Origin of the sequence: Streptomyces toxytricini, from assembly GCF_014649915.1 — a bacterium.
Classification (GTDB): Bacteria; Actinomycetota; Actinomycetes; order Streptomycetales; family Streptomycetaceae; genus Streptomyces; species Streptomyces toxytricini.
In genome coordinates, this window is record NZ_BMTY01000009.1 from 250,290 (window position 1) to 271,085 (window position 20,796).

Consider the following 20,796-nt stretch of genomic DNA (forward strand, 5'->3'; position numbering starts at 1 on the left):
CCCGAGCCGCGCAGCGCCGGGCCCGCCCGCACCACCGGCCGGCCCGGCCCCGCGGCCCCTCCCCCCGCCTGCGGGGGGATCCGGTGCACCGCCGCCAGGGGGCGCGTCCCCCGTCCAGACCGGAAAGACCATGGCTACCACCACACGCACCCCGACAGACATGCCACCGCCTGTCTCCGCGAGCGGGAAGACCGCCGGCCGCGCCGGTGACGCCGTCTTCTCCGGGCTCTCCAAGGGCTCCGGGATCCTGCTCCTGGTGATCATGGCGTCGATCGCCGTCTTCCTCACCTACCGGGCCGCCATCGCCCTGTCGCAGAACGAGGGCAACTTCCTCACCACCTTCGACTGGAACGCCTCCGCGAACCCGCCCGTCTTCGGCATCGCGGTCCTCCTCTTCGGCACCGTCGTGAGCTCGGTCATCGCGATGGCCATCGCCGTCCCGATCGCCGTCGGCATCGCCCTGTTCATCTCGCACTACGCGCCGCGGAAGCTGGCCGCCCCCCTCGGCTACGTCGTCGACCTGCTGGCCGCGGTGCCGTCGATCATCTACGGCATCTGGGGCGCGCTCTTCCTCGTCCCGCAGCTCGCCGGACTCAACCTCTGGCTCGACGAGTACCTCGGCTGGACCTACGTCTTCGACAAGTCCCAGCCCGGCGTCGCCCGCTCCCTCTTCACCGTCGGCATCCTGCTCGCGATCATGATCCTGCCGATCGTGACGAGCGTCAGCCGCGAGGTCTTCCTCCAGGTCCCGCGCATGAACGAGGAGGCCGCCCTGGCCCTCGGCGCGACCCGCTGGGAGGTCATCCGGATGGCCGTCCTCCCCTTCGGCCGCTCCGGCGTCATCTCCGCCTCCATGCTCGGCCTCGGCCGCGCCCTCGGCGAGACCATGGCCGTCGCCACGGTCCTCTCCCCGAGCTTCCTGATCTCCGGACACCTCCTCGACCCGGGCGGCGGCACGTTCGCCCAGAACATCGCCGCGAAGTTCGACGAGGCCAACGAGTTCGGCCGCGACGCCCTCATCGCCTCCGGCCTGGTCCTCTTCCTCCTCACCCTGCTGGTCAACGGCGCCGCGCGCATGATCATCGCGCGCCGCAAGGAGTACTCGGGGGCGAACGCCTGATGAGCCACGCAATCCAGGACCAGCGCCCCGTCCGGGCCCGCCGGGCCCGCGCCGGCGGCAGCCTCACCCGGGGCGGCCTGCCCCGCTGGGCGCCCGCCGCCACCGCCGTCCTCTCCACCCTGCTCGGCTGCGCCGCCGGCCTCGCCTTCGGCCTGCAGAGCAAGGTCCAGTGGGGCCTGATCGCCGCGCTCCTCTTCGTCGCCGCCACCTACGCCTCCAGCGCGGTCGTCGAGAACACCCGCCAGGCCAAGGACCGCGTCGCGACCTCCGTGATCTGGGTCTGCTTCCTGCTCGCCGTCATCCCGCTGGTCTCGCTGCTCTGGACCACCCTCAGCCGCGGCATGAAGGTCCTGACCGGCCACTTCCTGACGCACTCCATGAACGGCGTGACCGGCTTCGAACCGGGCGGCGGCGTCTACCACGCCCTGCTGGGCACCGTCCAGCAGGTCGCACTGGCCACTCTGATCGCCGCCCCCATCGGCCTGCTGACCGCCGTCTACCTGGTCGAGTACGGCAAGGGCCGGCTCGCCAAGGCCGTGACGTTCTTCGTCGACGTCATGACCGGCATCCCGTCCATCGTCGCCGGGCTCTTCATCCTGACGACCTGGAACCTGATGCTCGGCTTCGGCCCCTCCGGCTTCGCCGGCGCGATGGCCCTGTCGATCCTGATGATGCCCGTGGTGGTCCGCTCCACCGAGGAGATGCTCAAGCTGGTGCCGAACGAGCTGCGCGAGGCCGCCCTCGCCCTCGGCGTGCCGAAGTGGCGCATGATCCTCAAGGTGGTCCTCCCGACCGCCGTCGGCGGCATCTCCACCGGCCTGATGCTGGCCGTCGCCCGCATCGCCGGCGAGACCGCCCCGATCATGCTGCTGGTCTTCGGCTCCCAGCTCATCAACGGCAACCCCTTCGAAGGCGCCCAGTCCTCGCTCCCGCTCTACATCTGGGAGCAGTACAAGGTCGGCAGCGACGCCTCCTACGACCGGGCATGGGCGGCAGCGCTCGTCCTGATCGCCTTCGTCATGATCCTCAACCTGGTGGCCCGCGGCATCGCCCGCTGGAAGGCCCCGAAGACCGGTCGCTGAGCGACCGCACGAAAGCGAAGTGACCCTCATGGCCAAGCGAATCGACGTCAGCGGCCTCTCCGCCTTCTACGGCACCCACAAGGCCATCGACGACATCTCGATGACCGTGGAGCCGCACTCCGTGACCGCCTTCATCGGCCCCTCCGGCTGCGGCAAGTCCACCTTCCTGCGCACCCTGAACCGGATGCACGAGGTCACCCCGGGCGGCCGCGTCGAGGGCAAGGTGCTCCTGGACGACGAGAACCTCTACGGCCCCGGCGTCGACCCGGTCGCCGTCCGCCGCACGGTCGGCATGGTCTTCCAGCGCCCCAACCCCTTCCCCACCATGTCGATCTTCGAGAACGTGGCGGCGGGCCTGCGCCTGAACGGCGGCCACCGCCGGCAGGACCTGTCCGACATCGTCGAGCGGTCGCTGCGGGGCGCCAACCTGTGGAACGAGGTCAAGGACCGGCTGCACAAGCCGGGCTCCGGGCTCTCCGGCGGCCAGCAGCAGCGCCTGTGCATCGCCCGCGCCATCGCGGTCGAGCCGGAGGTCCTGCTGATGGACGAGCCGTGCTCGGCCCTCGACCCGATCTCCACGCTCGCCATCGAGGACCTGATCGGCGAGCTGAAGGAGCGCTTCACGATCGTCATCGTGACGCACAACATGCAGCAGGCGGCCCGCGTCTCGGACCGCACCGCCTTCTTCAACCTCGCGGCGGTCGGCCAGCCCGGAAAGCTCATCGAGATCGACGAGACCGACCGGATCTTCTCCAATCCTTCCGTCCAGGCGACCGAGGACTACATCTCGGGCCGCTTCGGCTGAGCCGCCTTGCGGTGCTGCATGGCGGTGCCACCGCAAGGCGAAGGGCCGGCTCCCCCGGGTGGGGGGAGCCGGCCCTTTCCTGCCTCCGGGGCCCGGGGGGCCCGTACGGCCTGCTAGCCGACGGCCAGGTTGACCAGCCAGAAGCACACCGCCGCCACGAGGGCCGCGGCGGGCATGGTGATGAACCAGCCCAGGATGATGTTCTTGGCGACGCCCCAGCGGACCGCGTTGACGCGCTTGGTCGCCCCCACGCCCATGATCGCCGAGGTGATCACGTGGGTCGTGGAGATCGGCGCGTGGAAGAGGTACGACGCCGTGTACATGATCGAGGCGCCGGTGGTCTCGGCGGCGAAGCCCTGCGGCGGGTCCAGCTCGATGATCTTGCGGCCGAGGGTGCGCATGATGCGCCAGCCGCCCGCGTACGTACCGAGCGACAGCATGACCGCGCACGCGATCTTGACCCACACGGGGATCGGCGCGCCCGCCTCCTCGACGTCCGCGATGACGAGGGCCATCACCACGATGCCCATCGTCTTCTGCGCGTCCTGGAGGCCGTGGCCCAGCGCCATGGCGGCGGCCGAGACGGTCTGCGCGATGCGGAAGCCCCGCTTGGCCTTGTGCGGGTTGGCCCGCCGGAAGATCCACATGATCGCGACCATCACCAGGTAGCCGACGAGCAGGCCGACCAGCGGCGAGAGGAACATCGGGATGACGACCTTCTCGACCACCCCGGACCAGATCACCCCGATCCCGCCGGCCAGCGCCGCGCCCACCATGCCGCCGAAGAGGGCGTGCGAGGAGGAGGACGGCAGGCCGAAGTACCAGGTGATCAGGTTCCAGACGATCGCCCCGACGAGGGCGGCGAAAAGGATCCACATGCCGGTGGAGCCGTGCGGGGTCTCGATGAGGCCCTCGCTGACCGTCTTGGCGACGCCGCTGCCCAGGAAGGCGCCGGCGAGGTTCATCACCGCGGCCATCGCGAGGGCGGCGCGCGGGGTCAGCGCCCGGGTCGAGACCGAGGTCGCGATCGCGTTCGCCGAGTCGTGGAACCCGTTGGTGTACGTGAAGCCGAGCGCGACACCGATGGTCACGATCAGAGCGAAGGTGTCCACGGGGTTCAGGACTCCTTGACCGCGATGGTCTCCACCGTGTTCGCGACGTGCTCGAACGCGTCGGCCGCCTCTTCGAGCACGTCGACGATCTGCTTGAGCTTGAGCACCTCGATGGCGTCGTACTTGCCGTTGAAGAGCTGTGCGAGCAGCTTCCGGTGGATCTGGTCGGCCTGGTTCTCGAGGCGGTTGACCTCGATCCAGTACTCGGTCAGGTTGTCCATGGTCCGCAGGTGCGGCATGGCCTCGGCGGTCAGCTCGGCCGCCCGCGCCAGGACCTCGATCTGCTGCTCGACGCCCTTGGGGAGCTCCTCGATGTTGTAGAGGACGACCAGGTCGACGGCCTCCTCCATGAAGTCCATGATGTCGTCGAGCGACGAGGCCAGGGAGTAGATGTCCTCGCGGTCGAACGGCGTGATGAAGGAGGAGTTCAGCTGGTGGAAGATCGCGTGGGTGGCGTCGTCCCCCGCGTGCTCGGCCGCCCGCATGCGCTCCGCGATCTCGGCCCGGGCGGGTGGCTCCGCTCCGAGCAGTTCCATCAGGAGCTTGGAGCCCGTGACGATGTTGTCCGCGGATGCGGCGAACATGTCGTAGAAGCTCGTCTCCCTGGGGGTCAGACGAAATCGCACGTGTGGTCCTCGGGGTGCATCGGATTCGGTCACCTGATGCTAGGCGCTCGCTCCGGCCACGGCTAACCCGCCGTTCCCCGTGTCCTCCATCAGGCAGAGTGGGCCCGCGGGCCCCCGCCCCAGCGGGCGCGGCCCGGTATCCTATACCCGTCGGGGGTATCCCCGGACTCGTCGCGGACCACGGGAGGACCCATGACGGCCATCGAGGCGGAGAGCTCCGGATGCGGCGCCGGCACCGCTGCGGCCCCCGAGGGGCACGCGGTGCACGGGTACCACCACCGCAAGGACGAGCACCTCAAGCGGCTGCGCCGGATCGAGGGGCAGATCCGCGGCCTCCAGCGCCTCGTCGACGAGGACGTCTACTGCATCGACATACTCACCCAGGTCTCGGCGAGCACCAAGGCCCTGCAGTCCTTCGCCCTCCAGCTGCTGGAAGAGCACCTGCGGCACTGCGTGGCCGACGCGGCCGTCAAGGGCGGGGACGAGATCGACGCCAAGGTCGAGGAGGCCACGAAGGCCATCGCCCGGCTGCTGCGCACCTGAGCCGCCGGCCCGGCCGCGCAAGCAAGCGGTCGCGCCCGTACCCCGCGGGAAGGGGGTACGGGCCGCGCCCGGCCCGCGGCTACAGGCCGAGCCCCATGAGGACCTCGTCGATCCGGTCCTGGCTGAGCCGCTCCTCGTCGGCGGCGGAGGCGGCGATGATCAGCTCGCCGCACAGCTCGATCTCGGCCAGCGCCACGTGGTCCTGCACCGTCGCACCGCACACGGGGGTCACGCGTCTCACCTCGATCTGCCGCCATCGGACATCGGTCTGCGATGCGCCCAGCGTAGGGAGGGGCCCGCGGTGTGCGCATGACACGTATGGACCATTTCCGGATACCCCGCCATGGTCCGAAGGCATGGCACCCGGTGCCTCCCGCCGGCTATTCGGCGATCTTCCCGGCGTAAATGTCCCTGCTTGCGGGCAATACGACGGTCACCGGAGTGCCGAACCCGTAGAGCAGCGTGGTCGAGGAGACATCGATCACGCCATTGTTGACCCAGCTGAAGCGGTGCCGGACCTTCCGCAGCCGCCCCTCCTCGTCGAGGTAGGCGTCGAAGGGCACCGTGTCCGTGGTGAACCCTTTCGCCGCTGCCTCCAATGCCCCCTTGATCCCCGGGGAAGCCGTTTTCGCGGCCCGCCCGATGTCGGTCGTCCCCCGGTAGTGCCGCACCTTCGTGCCCGCCAGCTCCGTCTCGCCGACGTAGCGGACGTCCTGGGCGCCGCGCAGCAGCTCCGCGGCGGCCAGCGGGTCGGTCGCGCCGCCGGTGACCAGGTTCCCGTCCGCGAGGGTGGCGGTGTCGACGCGCACCCACTTGTCGGCGGGCACGCCCGCCCCCCGGTTCTTCATGTACAGCGCGCCGGGGACGAGCAGCTCGGTGATGGGCTGGTGCGCCTCCTTGCCCGCCGCGTCGGCCGGGAGCATGACCAGGAGCTGTCCCATCCGGTTCCTGAAGTCGACGCCGCCCTCGCCGCGGATGGTGACCCGGGTGCCCCCGGTCGCCATCTCCATGGCCGTACGGGCCTGCGCGCTCCCGGTGGCGGCGAGCCGGTCGGGGGCCGCCCGCACGGCGGCCGCCGGGTCCGCCGGGGGCCGGTCGTCCCCTGCGGCGGCGGAACCGCCGCACCCGCTCGTCACGGCGACCACCGCGGCCACGCCGACGGCGAGCACCGCCTCGCCCGCCCGGCCGCGCCGCTGCCCCTGCTGGTGCACCACCATCGCCTGCCAACCCCCAACGCATCACCGCTGCTTGTCCGAGGCCCCCACCTGCTGCGGTTTAACGAGGTCCGCGGCCTCCCGTCACGGTGCGGGCCTCCCGGGCGCGCCGCGCCGCCGGTACCGTGGCGGCGTGGATCCGCACCCCGGGGCGCCGCCCGCCCCCGAGCCCGAGACCTTCCCGCTGATCCGGCCCGGCGCGCAGGAGCCGCCGACCGCGCACGCCGCTTCGACGACCGAGCGCGGCTCGTTCTGCCTGGCGGTGTGCGGCTGCGGCTGGCGCGGCCCGGCCCGCCGCTCGCGCGACCTGGCCCGCAGGGACGCCGCGGAGCACGGCGCCGCGTAGGCGGGCCGCAGCCGCCGCCCGCCGCGGGTGTCACCCGTTCGGCCGCGGCCGGCTGGCGGGGCGGCCGGGCCGCGGGTGCGCTGGTGGCATGCCAGGACCCGCATCCCGCGCCGCCGCCCTCCTCGCGTGGCTGCTGCTCCTCGTCCTCGCGCCCGCGGGCGCGGCCGCGGCGAGGCAGACCGGCTCGGCCGACGGCCCGGCCGACGTGGCCCTGGCCGTCGGGCTGACGTGCGCCGCCGCGCTGGCGACGGGGCTGTGGCTGCGGGCGCGCCACCGCCGGGACGCGGAGGCGGGCGGCCGCGGCCCCGAGGGCGGCGACCGGTGACACCCCGGCACCGGCCGGCAGCGGTGCGGCTGTGCTTCGGCATCGCCGGGCTGTGCCTGCTCGCGGCAGCGCTGATGTCCCTGTGGGACTCCTACGGGCACCCCTGAGCCGCGGCCGGGTCCGAGGCACGGCCGGGCCCGGCCGTGGCCGGCGCACGCCGAGGTCGCCGGCGGGTGCGGCCGCGTCGGTGCCGCCGGTCAGGCCGCCAGGTCGCTGTCGTGCGTACGGGCGCCGCCGCCGACCGCGGCCCGCTCGCCGCCCAGCTCCACCGGCCGGGGCCGCGCGAGGCCGCGGGCCCGTACGAGCCGGGCGGCCCGCGGGGAGCGGGCGACCGCGCGCACCGCGGGCGTCAAGGCGGCCATGGCTAGCGGGGCGAGGACGAGGACGACGGCGGTGCCGAGGGCGAACCCGCCGACGACGTCGGTGGGGTAGTGGACGCCCAGGTAGACGCGGCTGAGCCCCTCGGCGAGGGCCAGGCCGATGCCGATGAGGCCGATGCGGCGGCGGGCGAGGAACAGGCCCATGCCGAGGGCCATCGTGAGGGTGGCGTGGTCGCTGACGAAGGAGTACAGGCTCTGGCTCGCGGCCGGTTCCAGGACGTGCAGTCCCTCATGCATGTGGAACGGCCTGTTCCGCCCGACGAGCTGACGCAGTGGCACGTTGACGGCGAGCGCGACGACGGCGGCGAACGGCGCCCACAGCAGGGCGGCGAAGGTCTCGGCGGCGGCGGCCGGCTCCTGCCGCCGGGCGCCGCGCCAGCACCACAGCACGAGGAGCACCATCAGGAGGGGGATGCCGAAGGAACTGGCCAGGACGACGGCCCTGTCGACCGCGGCCGGGGCGTACCGGGCCAGCGCGTTGACGCCGTAGAGCAGGCTGACGTCCACGTTCGGCCCACCGGTTGCTAGTGCAGCCATGGCGATGCGGCCCCTTGTTCTTGCTCGGTTCCCCTACGGGTGCACCCGTGTGTGCACCCCGCGAAACCCCCCCGTGTCGATCCTCCCCGTGACCATGGAACGCCTGCTCGGGCAGGGCGGTTCCCCCCTCCACGGAATGATCACGGCAACGTTATCCAAGAGTGATGCGTCGCCGCAGCTCAGGGCCTGCGCTTCACGGAGCGTCGACCGGGGCCTTCGCGTCGGCGGTGCGGTCGGGCAGGGCCTCGGCCCCGTCCTTGGTGACCCGCGTGGCGCCGAAGTAGTCCGGGGTGTCGATCTTGTCGAAGCGGATCACCGCACCCGTGTAAGGGGCGTTGATCATGTAGCCGCCGCCCACGTACAGCCCGACGTGCCGGATCTCCCGCGAGTTCGTCAGATCGTCGGAGAAGAACACCAGGTCGCCCGGGAGCAGTTCCTCCCGCGAGGGGTGGGGCCCCGCGTTGTACTGGTCGTTGGCGACGCGCGGCAGCTTGATGCCCACCGACTCGTACGCCGCCTTCGTCAGCCCCGAGCAGTCGAACCGCCCGTCCTGGTCGGGCGTTCCGTTGCCGCCCCACAGGTACGGCGTGCCCAGCTGCTTCTGCGCGAAGTAGATCGCCCCGGCCGCCTGCTGCGAGGGGGCGACCCGCCCGACGGGCCGCTCGAAGCTCTTCGCCAGCGTCGTGATCGCCTTCACGTACCCCTGCGTCTCCTTGTACGGGGGCACGCCCTGGTACTTGAACACCGCGCCGGGGCCGGCGTTGTAGGCGGCGAGCATGTTCGCGACGGGGTCGCCGGGGACCTTCCCGACGTCCTTGGCCAGCGCGCAGTCGTACGAAGCCGCCGAGGGGATCGCGTCGTTGGGGTCCCAGATGTCCCGGTCCCCGTCGCCGTCCCCGTCGATCCCGTGGGTGGCCCACGTGCCGGGGATGAACTGGGCGATGCCCCGCGCGTCGGCCGGGCTGACGACCGTCGGGTTCCAGCCGCTCTCCGAGTACAGCTGCGCGGCCAGGACCGCCGGGGACAGGGTCGGGCAGAGCACGCCCCACTTCTGCACCAGCGCCTGGTACTTCGACGGCACGGCGCCCTTGGCTAGCCCGAGCGCGCGGCCGCCGGCGCCGCCCGCGATGCCCGCCGCCGCCGAGTACGTGCCGATCACCAGGAGGGCGACGAAGCACAGGAACACGGCGAGCGCACCGCCGCCGACCTTCCAGAATCTGCGCACCCGTCAACCCTCCCCCATCGGACGGACATTCACAGGGATTCACCGACTCGTGTCGGATTCATCCCTTTTGCGCCCCCACGTCGAAGCCGCGGCACCACACGCTCTTGTGTTCCGTATCCGAGACGGCGTGCCGGAACACCACCGTCCACCCCCCGGGATCCTGCGCCGGCGCCGGCGCGGGCACCCTGCGGCCCTCCAGCTCCATCGAGAAGTCGTCCGGGTACACCACCGACTTCCACTGCGTCGCATCCCCCTCGTGCACATCGCGCGCCAGGGCGGCGAAGCCGAGCTGCCGGTTCTCCGACACCCCTGTGGGCCGCCCCTGCGCATCCACCTCGTGCGGCGGCTTCACCACCACCGCAAGGTGGTACGCCGGCGCCCCCGGCACCGCCTCCTTCAACCGGAACGCGACCCGCACCCGCCCCGGCTGCAGCTCTCCCTCCGGGTCCCGCTCGGCCGGCGTGATCACACCCTGCAGCCCCGTCAGCGGCCGCTCCTCCACTTCCGGCCCCCGGCACTCGCCCCGCACCGGATCCCAGGAATCCGCGTTCGGCGCCGTCTGCCGGATCAGCCCGGGCTGATCCGCCGGCGACCGCCCGGCCGACGGCCGCGCCGCCGGCTGCGACCCGGCCGCCGCGTCCGCGGCCGCGCCCCCGCCGCCCGCCGGAATCCCCCACACCGCAACCGCGCCCAGCGCGGCCAGCGCCAGCCCCGCCGCCGCCCACGCCCCGGCGCGGCCGCGCCGCCGCCGGGGCGGGCCGGGCGCCGACGGCGCCGACGGCGCCGCCGGCGCGTACCCGGCCGGCGGCGGATACCCGTACGCCCCCGCCGGCGCGGGCCCCTGCGCCCGTACGGCATGCCGCGGCACCGCATCGCCCAGCGCCCCCAGCCCCGCGTACACCGGATCGTCCGCCAGGGCGCCTTCCCCGGCGCACCGCTCCACGACCTCCGCGAGGGCCGGCCGCCGCGCCGGGTCCTCCTGCGTACAGGCCGCGACCAGCTCCGCCAGCCCCGGCTCCACCCCGGCCACGTCCAGCGGCCCGCCGCCCGCACCGAACGGCGGCCGCCCCGTCGCCGCGTACGCCAGGAGCGCCCCCAGCGCGAACACGTCCGCCGCGGGCCCCGCCTCCGCCCCCGCACGCACCTCCGGCGCCGCGGAACCGGGCGCGCCCGCGTCCCGCGCGAAGCCGAAACCGGTGATCAGCGGGCCCTGCCCGGCGAGCACCACGCACTCCGGCGTGAAGCCCCGGTGCACCACCCCGAACGCGTGGAGCGCCGCCAGCCCCTCCGCCAGCGCCGCCAGCAGCCTCCGGCACGTCGGCGCGGGCAGCGGCCCCCGCCCGGCGACCGCGCGGGCCAGCGTCGGCCCCGCCGCGTACTCCGTCGCCAGCCAGAACGGCGGCGCCGCCAGCGAGGCGTCCACCAGGTCCGCCGTGTGCGCCGACCGCACCGCGCGCACCGCCTCCGCCTCGCGCTTGAACCGGGCCAGCGCCTCCGGATCCCCGGTGGTCCGCGACCCGACCACCTGCACCGCCACCAGCCGCCCCCCGGGCGACCGCGCGAGGTACACCTGCCCCAGCGCTCCGGCACCCAGCCGGGCCAGCAGGGCATGCGCCCCCACCTGGGCGGGGTCGGTGTCTGTCAGGGCTTCCACCCGCCAGAGGGTGCCACACGGACTTCCCCGCCCGGCAGGGGGGTTGACCGGCCCCGCCGCCCGGCGCGGCGTCAGGGGCGCGGCGCCACGAAAAGGCTCTGCGCGCCCCTCCCGACGGGCCCCTTCTCGTCGTGCAGGACCGCATCCGCGAGCCCGATCCCCGCCGGGTCCACGCTCGTCCGCGCCTGCACCCCGACCCACTCGCCCGCCGGGTGCCGGTGCACGTGCACCGTCAGGTCGCTGTTGACGAACACGAACCGCCCGAAGTCGACGGCCGCGCTGATCCCGTTGCCGGAGTCCGCCGCGACCAGCACCCGGTCCAGCGCCCCGACCGGCTCCCCCGCCACCAGCGGCACCCGCATCCGCATCCAGCACGCCCCCGGCCCCGGCTCCGCGAAGCCGCCCTCGGCGAACCGCATCTCCACCGCCGTGTGGTACCCCCGCTCCCACGGCACCGCGTAGAACGGCGACCGCGCCAGCGACCCCGGCGGCGGCAGCCGCGGCCCCTCCGCCACCGCCGGAACCACCCCGTCCGCGGCCACCCGCACCCGCAGGGCCCGCGCCACCACCGCCGGCTGCCCGGCGCCCGCCGGCTCCAGCTCCGCCTCCACCACCTCGGTGCTCCGACCCAGCCGCAGCTCCCGCACCCGTACGGACACCACGCCCAGCGGCACCGGCCGCAGGATGTCGAAGGTGATCCGCGCGATCCGCATGTCCGGACGCGCCCCCGCCCGCTGCTCGACCGCCCGGCCGAGCAGCGCGGCCGGCGGCCCCGCGTGCTGCGCTCCCGCATCCCACGGCCCCCGCGTGTCCTCGGTGGCCAGGAACCGCTCCCCGTCGATCCGCTCGTAGAACGCCATGCCCCCGGACGCTACCCGCCGGTAATTCCCGGCACCAGGCCCCCGGCCGGCTCCCGCACACCGCCCGGCCCCGGCCTGTGACAATGGGGAGGTGTCAGCCACCCCCGCCACCCCCGCCGCCGACCCCCACGACAGGGACCGCCTCCGCGCCGACTGCGCGAACTGCTTCGCCCTGTGCTGCGTCGCCCTCCCCTTCGCCAAGTCGAACGACTTCGCCGTGAACAAGGCCGCCGGCACCCCTTGCAAGAACCTCCGCCAGGACTTCCGCTGCGGCATCCACACCCGCCTGCGCGACTCCGGCTTCCAGGGCTGCACCACCTTCGACTGCTTCGGCGCCGGCCAGCAGGTCTCCCGGATCACCTTCGGCGGCGAGGACTGGCGCACCCACCCCGGCACCGCCCGCCGCATGTTCGAGGTCTTCCCCCTCATGCGGCAGCTCCACGAGCTCCTCTTCTACGTCACCGAAGCCCTCGCACGCCCGGCCGCCCGCCCCCTGCACGCCCGGCTGCGCACCCTCCTCGACGAGACCGCCGGCTGGGCCGCCGCCGACGCCGCCGCCCTCACGGCCGACCTCGACCTCCCCGACCTCCGCGGCCGCATCAACACCCTCCTCCTGGAGACCAGCGAACTCGTCCGCGCCAAGGCCCCCGGCCGCCGCCGCAACCACCGCGGCGCCGACCTCATGGGCGCCCGCCTCGCCGGAGCCGACCTGCGCGGCGCCAACCTCCGCGGCGCCTACCTCATCGCCGCCGACCTCTCCGGCGCCGACCTCCGCCTCGCCGACCTCATCGGCGCCGACTTCCGCGACACCGACCTGCGCGGAGCCGACCTGCGCGACGCCCTCTTCCTCACCCAGGCCCAGCTCGGCGCCGCCCGGGGCGACAGCAGCACCAGGATTCCGCCCGGCCTCACCCGCCCCGCCCACTGGGCCTGACGGACCATCCGACCATCGGACCGTCAGACAAACACACCGTCACCACCGCAGGTCAGGGCCCCGGACGGGCCAAGCCCCGGGACACCGGGCAAAGAAGCCCGTCAAGTCGACGTATGACCGGGGTTTCATCAGCGAAGATAGTGGGTGACCCATGCCGTCGGCACGGGCTACCGGAACTACCCGTACAGGGGCGGTGAGTTACATGATCCTGGCAGCCGAAAAGGGCGACATCACCACCATCATCGGCGGAATCGCCCCCAACTGGGGGCCCTTCGGCAGTCTCGGCAACGAGGCGAAGGTCATGATCGAAGTCATCATGGCGGTCGCCATCCTCCTCTGCCTCGGCATCGCCATCTGGGGCGCCGCCAAGCAGCGCATCGGCGCCACCGCGCTGCGCGACACCTTCAGCGCCGAACAGGGCAAAGGCCTGATCGTCGCCGGCCTCACCGGCGTCTTCATCATCGGCTCCCTCGGCACGCTCTTCACCATCGTCTACGGAATGGCCGTCTAGCCGGACCGCCCGCCGGATCCGGACCGGGGCCCGATCACCACCACACCGCATCCACGCGGGAACCAGCACTACCGTCGTACGACGCGGAGGGGGCGGACAGGCAATGAGCAACGACGACCAGTACGGCGGCGGCCACGGCGAGATCGGCGGCACGGGCCAGACCCGCACCCGCCTCCCCGAGGCCGACACCGACCCGTACGGCGCCCCCCGCCGCACCCCCCGCGCCTCTCGCAGCCTGGTCACGGTGGTCGGCGTGGTGGTCCTGCTGATCGCCGCCATCGCGTTCGCCAACCAGTCCGGCGACACCCCCGACCCCGCCGGCACGGCCGACACCCCGGCCACCTCCGCGACGTCCCCCACCGGCACCCGCCCGGTCGACGCCAAGAACGCCGGCATCCCCACGGGCTTCCCGGCCGACCAACAGGGCGCCCAGTCGGCCGCCGCGAACTACGCGGTGGCCCTGGTCTCGGCGGACATCCTCAAACCGCAGATGCGCCGCCAGATCGTCCGCCAGGTCTTCGCGCCCGACAAGGTGGCCGAGATCGAACCGAGACTCGACCAGGCCTACGGCAAACCCTTCCTCGACCGGGCAGGTCTGGACGCCAACGGGAACGCCGCCCCGGGCCTGACCTACGTGTCCCGCACCGTCCCCGTCGGCACCAAGGCCGTCAAATACACGGACGGCGCAGCTGTCGTCGAGGTCTGGTGCACCGGAGTCTTCGGCACCGCGGGCGTCGGCTCGACCAACCCGGTCAGCAACGACTGGTTCACCATGACGCTGACGCTTCGCCGGGTGGACAACGACTGGAAGGTCGACAGCTTCGCCCAGAAGGACGGCCCCGCCCCCGTCCACACCGACCGCACGGCCTCGACAGCCGAAGAGATCGCCAAGGCAGCAACGGAGTACGGAGGCTTCACCTATGCCCGGTAGCCCCATCCGGCGCGCCGCCGGCGCGCTGGCCGCCGTACAGGCCGCCGCCGTCCTCTTCGCCGCCCGGGCCCACGCCGCCCCGCCGACGACCCCGGCAGCGACACCCCCGGCCTCCCCGTCCCCCTCGGCGTCGCCGAACGACAACCGGTGCGACCTGATCGTGGGGCCCGCCAGGGACTTCTGCGAGCGCGGCAACGGCGCAGCCACCGGCGGAGCCCCCCGCACCGGCCTCGCCCCGAGCGACCCGGCCGACGCCCTCAACCCCCTCGGCTCCCTCGCCAAGGGCTGCGCCGACGCCGCCGCCTGGATCGTCACCGAGCTCGGCAAAGCCGTCAACGGCAGCGCGAACGTCGACTTCACCAACAGCGCATTCCTCAAGCAGTACGCCATCGTCTTCGCCGCCTCGACCGTCCTCACCCTGGTCCTGTGGCTCCTCGCCGTCGCCAAGCGCGCCATCCGCGGCGTCCCCCTGGCCACGGCCCTCTCCGAGGCCATCGGCTTCCTCTGGCTGACCGTCCTCGCCTCCGCCTTCACCCCCTTGATCCTCTACACCGTCGTCTCCGCGACCGACGGCGTCACCGAGGTCATCGCCTCCGCCGGCGGCAGCCAGACCGACATGTTCTTCGGCTCCTTCACCGAAGCCCTCAAGAAGGGCGACTCCATCGGCGGCGGCCCGATCATGCTGATCGTCGTCTCCCTCGTGACCGTCCTCGCCGCCGGCATCCTCTTCCTGGAACTCTTCATCCGGGCCGCCCTCCTCTACGTGGGCGCCCTCCTCGGCGTCGTCGTCTACTCCGGACTCGTCGACCGCAACCTCTGGGGCCACGTCCGCCGCTGGGCCGGCATCATGATCGCCGTCATCCTCGTGAAGCCGGTCATCGTCATCGTCCTCGGCCTCGCCGGCGCCCTCGCCGGCGACAAGGGCCCGAACGCCTTCTCCGCCGTCGTCTCCGGCCTCGCGATCATCCTGCTGGCCATCTTCGCCTCCGCGATGATCTACCGCTTCGTCCCCGGCTTCGGAGACGACATCGCCGCGGCCCGAGCCGGCCGCACCAAGGCCACAGACGGCGCCCAGGCCGCCGCCGTCATCAGCAGCCCGGCCTCCCTCGTCTCCCAGGGCATCAAGACCCACAGCAGCCGCGGCGCCCACCGCTCCGGCGGCGGCACCCCCGCCCCCGCCAACCCCCTCTCCGGAGGCGTGGCCGCCCACAGCAGCCGCCCCACCGGCGGCGGCAGCGGAACCCTCCCCGCCGCCGCACCCGCGCCCCGCACGAGCTCGCCGAGCACGAGGAACACAGGAGGTGACGGGCGTTGACGGCCCAGTCCCACCAGATGCACCCGGTCGCGCCCCGCCGCACCTACCTCATCGGCCGCGCCCGGCCGAACGCCGTCATCGGCAAGAACCGCGAGACCGGCGAAATCGCCCTGATCATCGCGGGCGCGTTCCTCGGCATGATGAGCGGACTGCTCGTCCCCGACCTCACCCTGCGCATCGTCGCCCTCGTCGGCTTCCCCCTGCTCGCCCTCGCCGCCGTCTACGTCCCCTACCGCGGCCGCACCTTCTACAAGTGGTACGAGATCAACCGCAGCTACAAGCGCATCCTGCGCCGCGGCACCGCGTACCGCTCCGGAGCCATGGAAGCGGGCACCCGCGCCGACGGCCGCGAGGTCGAAGTCGGCCCGCCCCCCGGCATCGGCCGCATCAGCTGGCTCTCCGCCCCCTTCGGCCCCGACGAGATCGCCGTCCTCCTGCACGCCGACCGCAGGACCGTCACTGCCGCCATCGAGATCGAGGGCCCCGGCGTCGGCCTGCGCGACAGCGAGGACCAGGAGGCCCTCGTCGACCGCTTCGGCACCCTCCTCAAGCACGTCGCCAACGGCGACGGCTTCGTCACCCGCCTGCAGATGCTCGCCCGCACCCTGCCCGCCGACCCCGACGCCCACGCCAAGGACGTCATCCAGCGCGGCGACCCCACCGCCCCCGTCTGGCTGCGCGACTCCTACGACCAGCTCCAGTCGATGGTCTCCACCTCCTCCGAGCAGCACCGCGCCTACCTCGTCGCCTGCATGCACTACACGCGCGAACTCGCCGCCGAGGCCCACACCATCGCCCGCGCCGGCGGCCGCAAGGGCCGCAAGCTCGACCGCGACTCCGGCCTCGCCATCGTCATGGCCCGCGAGCTCACCGACATCTGCGCCCGCCTCGCCGAAGCCGACATCCGGGTACGCCAGCCCCTCGGACAGGGCCGCCTCGCCTCCCTCGTCCACTCCATGTACGACCCGGACCACCCCATCGACCACATCCAGGCCATGACCAAGCGCAACGCCTGGCCCGCCGAACTCGACGCGGTCGAACCCACCTACCTCCAGGCCAAGACCCGCGAGTCCTCGACCCGCGCACCCTGGTGCCACGCCACCGCCTGGATCAAGGAGTGGCCCATGACCCCCGTCGGCGTGAACTTCCTCGCCCCGCTCCTCGTCCACACCCCCGACGTCATCCGCACCGTCGCCGTCACCATGGACCTCGAACCCACCGAGATCGCCATCGAGCGGATGCTCACGGAGAAGACCAACGACGAGGCCGACGCCTCCCGCGCCGCCAAGATGAACCGCACCGTCGACCCGCGCGACATCGCCGCCCACGGCCGGCTCGACCAAAGAGGTGAAGATCTCGCCAGCGGTGCGGCGGGAGTCAACCTCGTCGGGTACATCACCGTGTCCTCGCGTTCACCGGAGGCCCTCGCCCGCGACAAGAGGACCATCCGCGCCTCGGCCGGCAAGTCCTACCTGAAGCTGGAGTGGTGCGACCGCGAACACCACCGCGCCTTCGTCAACACCCTGCCGTTCGCCACCGGCATCCGACGCTAGCTGGAGGGAAAGGCCGCCATGCGAGACCCGCTGTCCGCCCTCACGGACGCCTTCACCAGCTTCCTGTTCGGCAAGGTCGAGACGACCCGCCTGCCCGTCCGCACCTCCACCGGCCAGGCCCAGGCCGTCTACCTGCCCACCGCCGCCCCCGGCCTCGGCGACTCCGGTGTGATCATCGGCCGCGAGGTCTACAGCGGCAAGGGCTACATCTACGACCCCTTCCAGCTGTACGGCCAGCAGCTCCCGGCCCCCCACTGGCTCGTCCTCGGCGAGTCCGGCAACGGCAAGTCCGCACTGGAGAAGACGTACGTCCTGCGCCAGCTCCGCTTCCGCGACCGCCAGGTCGTCGTCCTCGACGCCCAGGGCGAGGACGGCGTCGGCGAATGGAACCTCATCGCCCAGCAGCTGGGGATAACCCCCATCCGCCTGGACCCCGTCGCCGCCAACGACGGCGGGATCCGCCTCAACCCCCTCGACCCGGCCATCACCACGACCGGCCAGCTCGCCCTGCTCCGCACCATCATCGAGGTGGCGCTCGGCCACGGCCTCGACGAACGCTCCGGCTTCGCCCTGAAGGTCGCCCACGCCTACGTCGTCGACACCATCCGCGACCGCCAGCCCGTCCTCACCGACATCGTCGAGCAGCTCCGCCACCCCGAACCCGGCTCCGCCGAGGCCATGAACGTCGACATAGACGACGTACGGGCCTGGGGCCTCGACGTCGCGCTCGTCCTCGACCGCCTCGTCGACGGCGACCTGCGGGGCATGTTCGACGGGCCCACCACCGTCGGCATCGACCTCGACGCCCCCCTGATCGTCTTCGACCTCTCCCACATCGACCGCAACTCCATCGCCATGCCCATCCTCATGGCGATCGTCGGCGTGTGGCTGGAGCACACCTGGATCCGCCCGGACCGCAAGAAGCGCATCTTCCTCGTCGAAGAGGCCTGGCACATCATCAACAGCCCCTTCGTCGCCCAGCTCTTCCAGCGCCTCCTCAAGTTCGGCCGGCGCCTCGGCCTGTCCTTCGTCGCCGTCGTCCACCACCTGTCCGACGTCGTCGACGGCGCAGCCGCCCGCGAGGCCGCCGCCATCCTCAAGATGGCCTCGACCCGCACGATCTACGCCCAGAAGGCCGACGAGGCACGCGCCACCGGACGCGTCCTCGGCCTGCCCCGGTGGGCGGTGGAGATCATCCCCACCCTCACCCCGGGCATCGCCGTATGGGACGTCAACGGCAACGTCCAGGTCGTCAAACACCTGATCACCGAAGCCGAACGCCCCCTCGTCTACACCGACCGCGCGATGACCGAGTCCGCCACCGCGCACCCCCTCCCCGACGACCTCCTGGCGGCCGAACTGGAGGCGGAGCAGCGCGCCCTGCTCATGGAACGCCACCAGGGCGGCGGACCGGGATCCGCGACGACCGTGGCGTGAGGGGCGGACAAGCCCCGAGGAGCACGAGAGGCACGAGAGGCACCAGATGCACGAGAGCGGCACGAGACACCCGGCCAGCCCCGGCCCCGCCCCCTCCCGCGGCATCCCGGACGGCCTCCTGGTCGCCCTGCTCGCGTTCCTCCTCGGGCTGGCTCTGCTCGTCTGGTCGTCGACGGGGCTGGCCGCGCTCCTCGCGAAGGGCGCCTGGCCGGCCGCCGTCACGTTCGGCCGCACGCCCGACGCCGTACGGGCCCTGATAGCGGAGCCGCACGATCTGCCGGGTGCCTGGCCGGCGGCGGACCCGGCGGCACTGTCGGGCTGGGGGCTCTTCTGGGGGCTGTTCGTCGGGCAGCTGCTGGTCCTGTTCGTGCTCACCGTGTTCGTGATCGGCGCCGTCGCCCGCACGAAGGCCCGCCGGGCCCTCGCCCGCAGCGTCCCGCCCGAGGCGGATCCGGAGCCCGAGCCGGCTGGGGAGCCGGAGCCGGCCCCGCCACAGCCGCCGGTGGCGAAGCCGGCACCGGTCGTCCCCGCCCCGGCCGCTGCCGGGCCGAAGGACGAGGCGTACCGGTACGGCTTCGGCCACCCGCCCCGCGCCGGGGTCTCCTCCGCCGCTCCGGCGGGCCGTCTGGCGTACGGGGGCCCGGGCGAGCGCCGCCGCCTGGCCGCGGGCCACCTCGCGGCCGCGGAGGGTGCGGCGCTCGTCGTGACGTCCTCCCCGGCCCTGTGGGCGGACACGAAGGACGCCCGCGCGAAGCTGGGTCCGGTCCTCCTGTACGACCCGTCGCACCTGTGCGACACCCCGGCCCGCATGCACTGGAACCCGGCGGAGGGCTGCACGGACCGGGAAACGGCGGCCGCCCGCGCGACGGCCCTGCTGGCCCCCGTACGGCCGCGGGCGCGCATGGACGAGGCAGTCGCCGACACGGCGGAGACCCTGCTGCGGAGCTGGCTTCAGGCGGCCGCGCTGGACGGCCGCCCGTTCAAGCAGCTGCACCGGTGGGCGCAGGGCGCCGGCGTCCAGGAGGCGGTCCGAATCCTGCGCACGCACCCGCAGGCGGCGGCGGGGGCGGCCGGGGAGCTGGAGAGCGCACTCACCGCCCACCCCGAACGCCGCGACCAGGCAAGGCATCTGACGGGCCGCTCCCTGGCGTGCCTGACGTCGGTTCACATCCGCGAGGCCTGCAATCCGAACCGAACGGATGCGCTGACGCTGGCATCGTTCCTGCAGGAGGGGGGCACCCTTTATGTGGTGGGCGAATCCGTGGAGGACCCCGCGGCCCACCCGGGTGCGATGCCGCTGCTGACCGCACTCGCGTCGAGCGTGGTCGAGCACGGCCGCCGCATGGCCGCACGGTCATCCCACGGCCGGCTCGACCCACCACTCACCCTGGTCCTGGAGGACGTGGCGGCCGTCGCCCCGATCCCGCAGCTGCCCGACCTCCTCGCGGAGGACGCGCTGCCGCTGCTGGCGCTGTGCCGCAGCCGCGAACAGGCCCGCTCGCGCTGGCCGCAGTGGCCCGCGGAACCCCCGGCCGACGCACCGGCGCCGCCCCGGCCGGGGGCCCGTACGCCGGCTCCCTGACCGCCTAACCCCGGGCTGCCGGTGCGGGCCGGCGGAACACGTACTCCAGCTCCTTCGCCGCCGGGTCGCCGGGCTTGGGGATGACGAGCCCGCTCGGCCGGAACCCGTACCGCCGGTAGAAGCCGCCGGCCCGTGCGTTGTCCTCGTGCACGAACAGCCGGACGCGCTCCAGCCGCGGCTCCTCCAGCGACCACGCCCAGTCGAGCGCGGCGGCGAAGAGGGCGTCGGTCAGCCCGCGCCCGCGCCACTCGGGCCGTACGTACACGCCGACGAGGTGCCCCTGGTCGATGTCGACGGTCCGCTCGAGGAAGTCGGCCCCGCCGACCGGCTCGACGAATGCGGACACGGAGCCGACCCACTGCCCGTCGGGCGTCTCTGCGATGAACTGCCGGAGGTGCACGCCTTTGGCCGCCCCGCGCGCCCGTTCCTGCCAGTACGCGTCGGGTTTGGCGGCTGCGTCCTCGACGGACTCCAGGAACGCCATGGGCGCGAGCGGGTCGGCGAGGGCCTCCAGGCGGAGGGCCTTGACCTTCTGCCATTCGTCGGTGCGTACGGGGCGGATCACAAACTGTTCCATGCACCCGGATCCAATCACGGGCCGGCCTGTACCGCACCGCTGTTTCAACCTGCCCTGAAACGCAGGAAAGCCCCGCACCAGAGCTGGTGCGGGGCTAACCCACAATGATTGTTCGGCGGCGTCCTAC

Annotated in this window: 22 protein-coding genes; 13 read left to right on the plus strand and 9 right to left on the minus strand. The window is 73.0% G+C overall.

The annotated features are described in order from the left end of the window. Nucleotides 1-130: 130 nt before the first annotated feature. Genes pstC through pstB form a run of 3 tightly spaced genes read left to right on the plus strand, consistent with a single transcriptional unit; the run spans nt 131 to nt 3,007 of the window. Entirely contained in the window at nt 131-1,120 is a 990-nt protein-coding gene (gene pstC, locus IE170_RS14000; RefSeq protein WP_189809666.1) for a phosphate ABC transporter permease subunit PstC, read from the plus strand. Further along, the gene (gene pstA / locus IE170_RS14005) at nt 1,120-2,202 is read left to right on the plus strand and encodes a phosphate ABC transporter permease PstA (RefSeq protein WP_189809667.1); all 1,083 of its coding nucleotides are present in this window, start codon (nt 1,120-1,122) and stop codon (nt 2,200-2,202) included. The genes pstC and pstA overlap by 1 nt, the downstream gene beginning before the upstream one ends. A 28-nt stretch (nt 2,203-2,230) precedes the next feature. Then, nucleotides 2,231-3,007, plus strand: a complete 777-nt coding sequence (gene pstB, locus IE170_RS14010) for a phosphate ABC transporter ATP-binding protein PstB (RefSeq protein WP_189809668.1) — start codon at nt 2,231-2,233, stop codon at nt 3,005-3,007. A 113-nt stretch (nt 3,008-3,120) separates the two neighbouring features. On the opposite strand, the gene IE170_RS14015 is transcribed toward pstB, so the two are convergent. Together IE170_RS14015 and IE170_RS14020 are read right to left on the minus strand one after the other, a co-directional pair. Then, nucleotides 3,121-4,119, minus strand: a complete 999-nt coding sequence (locus tag IE170_RS14015) for an inorganic phosphate transporter (RefSeq protein WP_189809669.1) — start codon at nt 4,117-4,119, stop codon at nt 3,121-3,123. A 5-nt stretch (nt 4,120-4,124) separates the two neighbouring features. Next, on the minus strand, nt 4,125-4,745 hold the full coding sequence (locus IE170_RS14020) for a DUF47 domain-containing protein (RefSeq protein ID WP_125541117.1): 621 nt from the start codon (nt 4,743-4,745) through the stop codon (nt 4,125-4,127). 192 nt (nt 4,746-4,937) lie between these two features. On the opposite strand from IE170_RS14020, the gene IE170_RS14025 reads away from it, so the two are divergent. Next, a complete protein-coding gene (locus tag IE170_RS14025) occupies nt 4,938-5,288 on the plus strand; it encodes a metal-sensitive transcriptional regulator (protein WP_223856225.1) in 351 nt (116 codons plus the stop codon). Between the two features lie 79 nt (nt 5,289-5,367). Here IE170_RS14025 and IE170_RS14030 read toward each other — a convergent pair whose 3' ends face one another. Both IE170_RS14030 and IE170_RS14035 read right to left on the minus strand, forming a co-directional pair. Further along, nucleotides 5,368-5,520: a hypothetical protein gene (locus IE170_RS14030; RefSeq protein WP_162793084.1), complete on the minus strand. Its 153-nt coding sequence runs from the start codon at nt 5,518-5,520 to the stop codon at nt 5,368-5,370. Between the two features lie 148 nt (nt 5,521-5,668). Continuing rightward, on the minus strand, nt 5,669-6,505 hold the full coding sequence (locus IE170_RS14035; protein ID WP_223856224.1) for an SCO4651 family lipoprotein: 837 nt from the start codon (nt 6,503-6,505) through the stop codon (nt 5,669-5,671). A gap of 130 nt (nt 6,506-6,635) precedes the next feature. On the opposite strand from IE170_RS14035, the gene IE170_RS14040 reads away from it, so the two are divergent. Further along, nucleotides 6,636-6,848: a hypothetical protein gene (locus IE170_RS14040; RefSeq protein ID WP_189809708.1), complete on the plus strand. Its 213-nt coding sequence runs from the start codon at nt 6,636-6,638 to the stop codon at nt 6,846-6,848. Nucleotides 6,849-6,936: 88 nt separating this feature from the next. Continuing rightward, nucleotides 6,937-7,173, plus strand: a complete 237-nt coding sequence (locus IE170_RS14045) for a hypothetical protein (protein ID WP_189809670.1) — start codon at nt 6,937-6,939, stop codon at nt 7,171-7,173. 197 nt (nt 7,174-7,370) lie between these two features. Here IE170_RS14045 and IE170_RS14050 read toward each other — a convergent pair whose 3' ends face one another. The 4 genes from IE170_RS14050 to IE170_RS14065 all read right to left on the minus strand — a co-directional run bounded on the left by IE170_RS14050 (nt 7,371) and on the right by IE170_RS14065 (nt 11,829). Beyond that, complete coding sequence (locus tag IE170_RS14050; RefSeq protein WP_189809671.1) at nt 7,371-8,090, minus strand: phosphatase PAP2 family protein; 720 nt, start codon at nt 8,088-8,090, stop codon at nt 7,371-7,373. Nucleotides 8,091-8,283: 193 nt separating this feature from the next. Further along, nucleotides 8,284-9,315, minus strand: a complete 1,032-nt coding sequence (locus IE170_RS14055) for a C40 family peptidase (RefSeq protein ID WP_189809672.1) — start codon at nt 9,313-9,315, stop codon at nt 8,284-8,286. A gap of 58 nt (nt 9,316-9,373) precedes the next feature. Continuing rightward, complete coding sequence (locus IE170_RS14060) at nt 9,374-10,969, minus strand: serine/threonine-protein kinase (protein WP_189809673.1); 1,596 nt, start codon at nt 10,967-10,969, stop codon at nt 9,374-9,376. Nucleotides 10,970-11,040: 71 nt separating this feature from the next. Beyond that, nucleotides 11,041-11,829: a thioesterase family protein gene (locus tag IE170_RS14065; RefSeq protein WP_189809674.1), complete on the minus strand. Its 789-nt coding sequence runs from the start codon at nt 11,827-11,829 to the stop codon at nt 11,041-11,043. 91 nt (nt 11,830-11,920) lie between these two features. Here IE170_RS14065 and IE170_RS14070 point away from each other — a divergent pair, with 91 nt between their 5' ends. From IE170_RS14070 to IE170_RS14100, 7 genes are all read left to right on the plus strand, one after another. Continuing rightward, the gene (locus IE170_RS14070) at nt 11,921-12,763 is read left to right on the plus strand and encodes a pentapeptide repeat-containing protein (protein WP_189809675.1); all 843 of its coding nucleotides are present in this window, start codon (nt 11,921-11,923) and stop codon (nt 12,761-12,763) included. A gap of 202 nt (nt 12,764-12,965) precedes the next feature. Continuing rightward, nucleotides 12,966-13,274 (plus strand): DUF8827 family protein, encoded by a 309-nt coding sequence (locus IE170_RS14075; protein WP_042818271.1) that lies wholly within the window; start codon nt 12,966-12,968, stop codon nt 13,272-13,274. Nucleotides 13,275-13,377: 103 nt separating this feature from the next. Further along, complete coding sequence (locus tag IE170_RS14080; protein ID WP_189809676.1) at nt 13,378-14,205, plus strand: hypothetical protein; 828 nt, start codon at nt 13,378-13,380, stop codon at nt 14,203-14,205. Next, nucleotides 14,195-15,520 carry a hypothetical protein gene (locus IE170_RS14085; RefSeq protein ID WP_189809677.1) on the plus strand — a complete coding sequence of 442 codons (1,326 nt, stop codon included), beginning with the start codon at nt 14,195-14,197 and terminating at the stop codon, nt 15,518-15,520. Before IE170_RS14080 ends, IE170_RS14085 begins: the two co-directional genes overlap by 11 nt. Before the next feature lie 17 nt (nt 15,521-15,537). Then, nucleotides 15,538-17,073 (plus strand): SCO6880 family protein, encoded by a 1,536-nt coding sequence (locus IE170_RS14090; RefSeq protein WP_189809707.1) that lies wholly within the window; start codon nt 15,538-15,540, stop codon nt 17,071-17,073. 18 nt (nt 17,074-17,091) lie between these two features. Beyond that, a complete protein-coding gene (locus IE170_RS14095; protein ID WP_114058155.1) occupies nt 17,092-18,510 on the plus strand; it encodes an ATP-binding protein in 1,419 nt (472 codons plus the stop codon). Between the two features lie 46 nt (nt 18,511-18,556). Beyond that, nucleotides 18,557-20,092 carry a P-loop NTPase family protein gene (locus IE170_RS14100; protein WP_223856223.1) on the plus strand — a complete coding sequence of 512 codons (1,536 nt, stop codon included), beginning with the start codon at nt 18,557-18,559 and terminating at the stop codon, nt 20,090-20,092. Between the two features lie 4 nt (nt 20,093-20,096). On the opposite strand, the gene IE170_RS14105 is transcribed toward IE170_RS14100, so the two are convergent. Next, nucleotides 20,097-20,669, minus strand: coding sequence for a GNAT family N-acetyltransferase (locus IE170_RS14105; protein WP_189809678.1), 573 nt, complete (start codon nt 20,667-20,669; stop codon nt 20,097-20,099). Nucleotides 20,670-20,796: the final 127 nt, after the last annotated feature.

Bases quoted from the DNA above. Each gene is read 5' to 3' on its own strand.
- pstC (WP_189809666.1), top strand. From the start codon at position 131: ATGGCTACCACCACACGCACCCCGACAGACATGCCACCGCCTGTCTCC.
- pstA (WP_189809667.1), top strand. From the start codon at position 1,120: ATGAGCCACGCAATCCAGGACCAGCGCCCCGTCCGGGCCCGCCGGGCC.
- pstB (WP_189809668.1), top strand. From the start codon at position 2,231: ATGGCCAAGCGAATCGACGTCAGCGGCCTCTCCGCCTTCTACGGCACC.
- IE170_RS14025 (WP_223856225.1), top strand. From the start codon at position 4,938: ATGACGGCCATCGAGGCGGAGAGCTCCGGATGCGGCGCCGGCACCGCT.
- IE170_RS14035 (WP_223856224.1), bottom strand. From the start codon at position 6,505: ATGGTGGTGCACCAGCAGGGGCAGCGGCGCGGCCGGGCGGGCGAGGCG.
- IE170_RS14045 (WP_189809670.1), top strand. From the start codon at position 6,937: ATGCCAGGACCCGCATCCCGCGCCGCCGCCCTCCTCGCGTGGCTGCTG.
- IE170_RS14050 (WP_189809671.1), bottom strand. From the start codon at position 8,090: ATGGCTGCACTAGCAACCGGTGGGCCGAACGTGGACGTCAGCCTGCTC.
- IE170_RS14065 (WP_189809674.1), bottom strand. From the start codon at position 11,829: ATGGCGTTCTACGAGCGGATCGACGGGGAGCGGTTCCTGGCCACCGAG.
- IE170_RS14075 (WP_042818271.1), top strand. From the start codon at position 12,966: ATGATCCTGGCAGCCGAAAAGGGCGACATCACCACCATCATCGGCGGA.
- IE170_RS14080 (WP_189809676.1), top strand. From the start codon at position 13,378: ATGAGCAACGACGACCAGTACGGCGGCGGCCACGGCGAGATCGGCGGC.
- IE170_RS14085 (WP_189809677.1), top strand. From the start codon at position 14,195: ATGCCCGGTAGCCCCATCCGGCGCGCCGCCGGCGCGCTGGCCGCCGTA.
- IE170_RS14090 (WP_189809707.1), top strand. From the start codon at position 15,538: ATGCACCCGGTCGCGCCCCGCCGCACCTACCTCATCGGCCGCGCCCGG.
- IE170_RS14095 (WP_114058155.1), top strand. From the start codon at position 17,092: ATGCGAGACCCGCTGTCCGCCCTCACGGACGCCTTCACCAGCTTCCTG.
- IE170_RS14100 (WP_223856223.1), top strand. From the start codon at position 18,557: ATGCACGAGAGCGGCACGAGACACCCGGCCAGCCCCGGCCCCGCCCCC.
- IE170_RS14105 (WP_189809678.1), bottom strand. From the start codon at position 20,669: ATGGAACAGTTTGTGATCCGCCCCGTACGCACCGACGAATGGCAGAAG.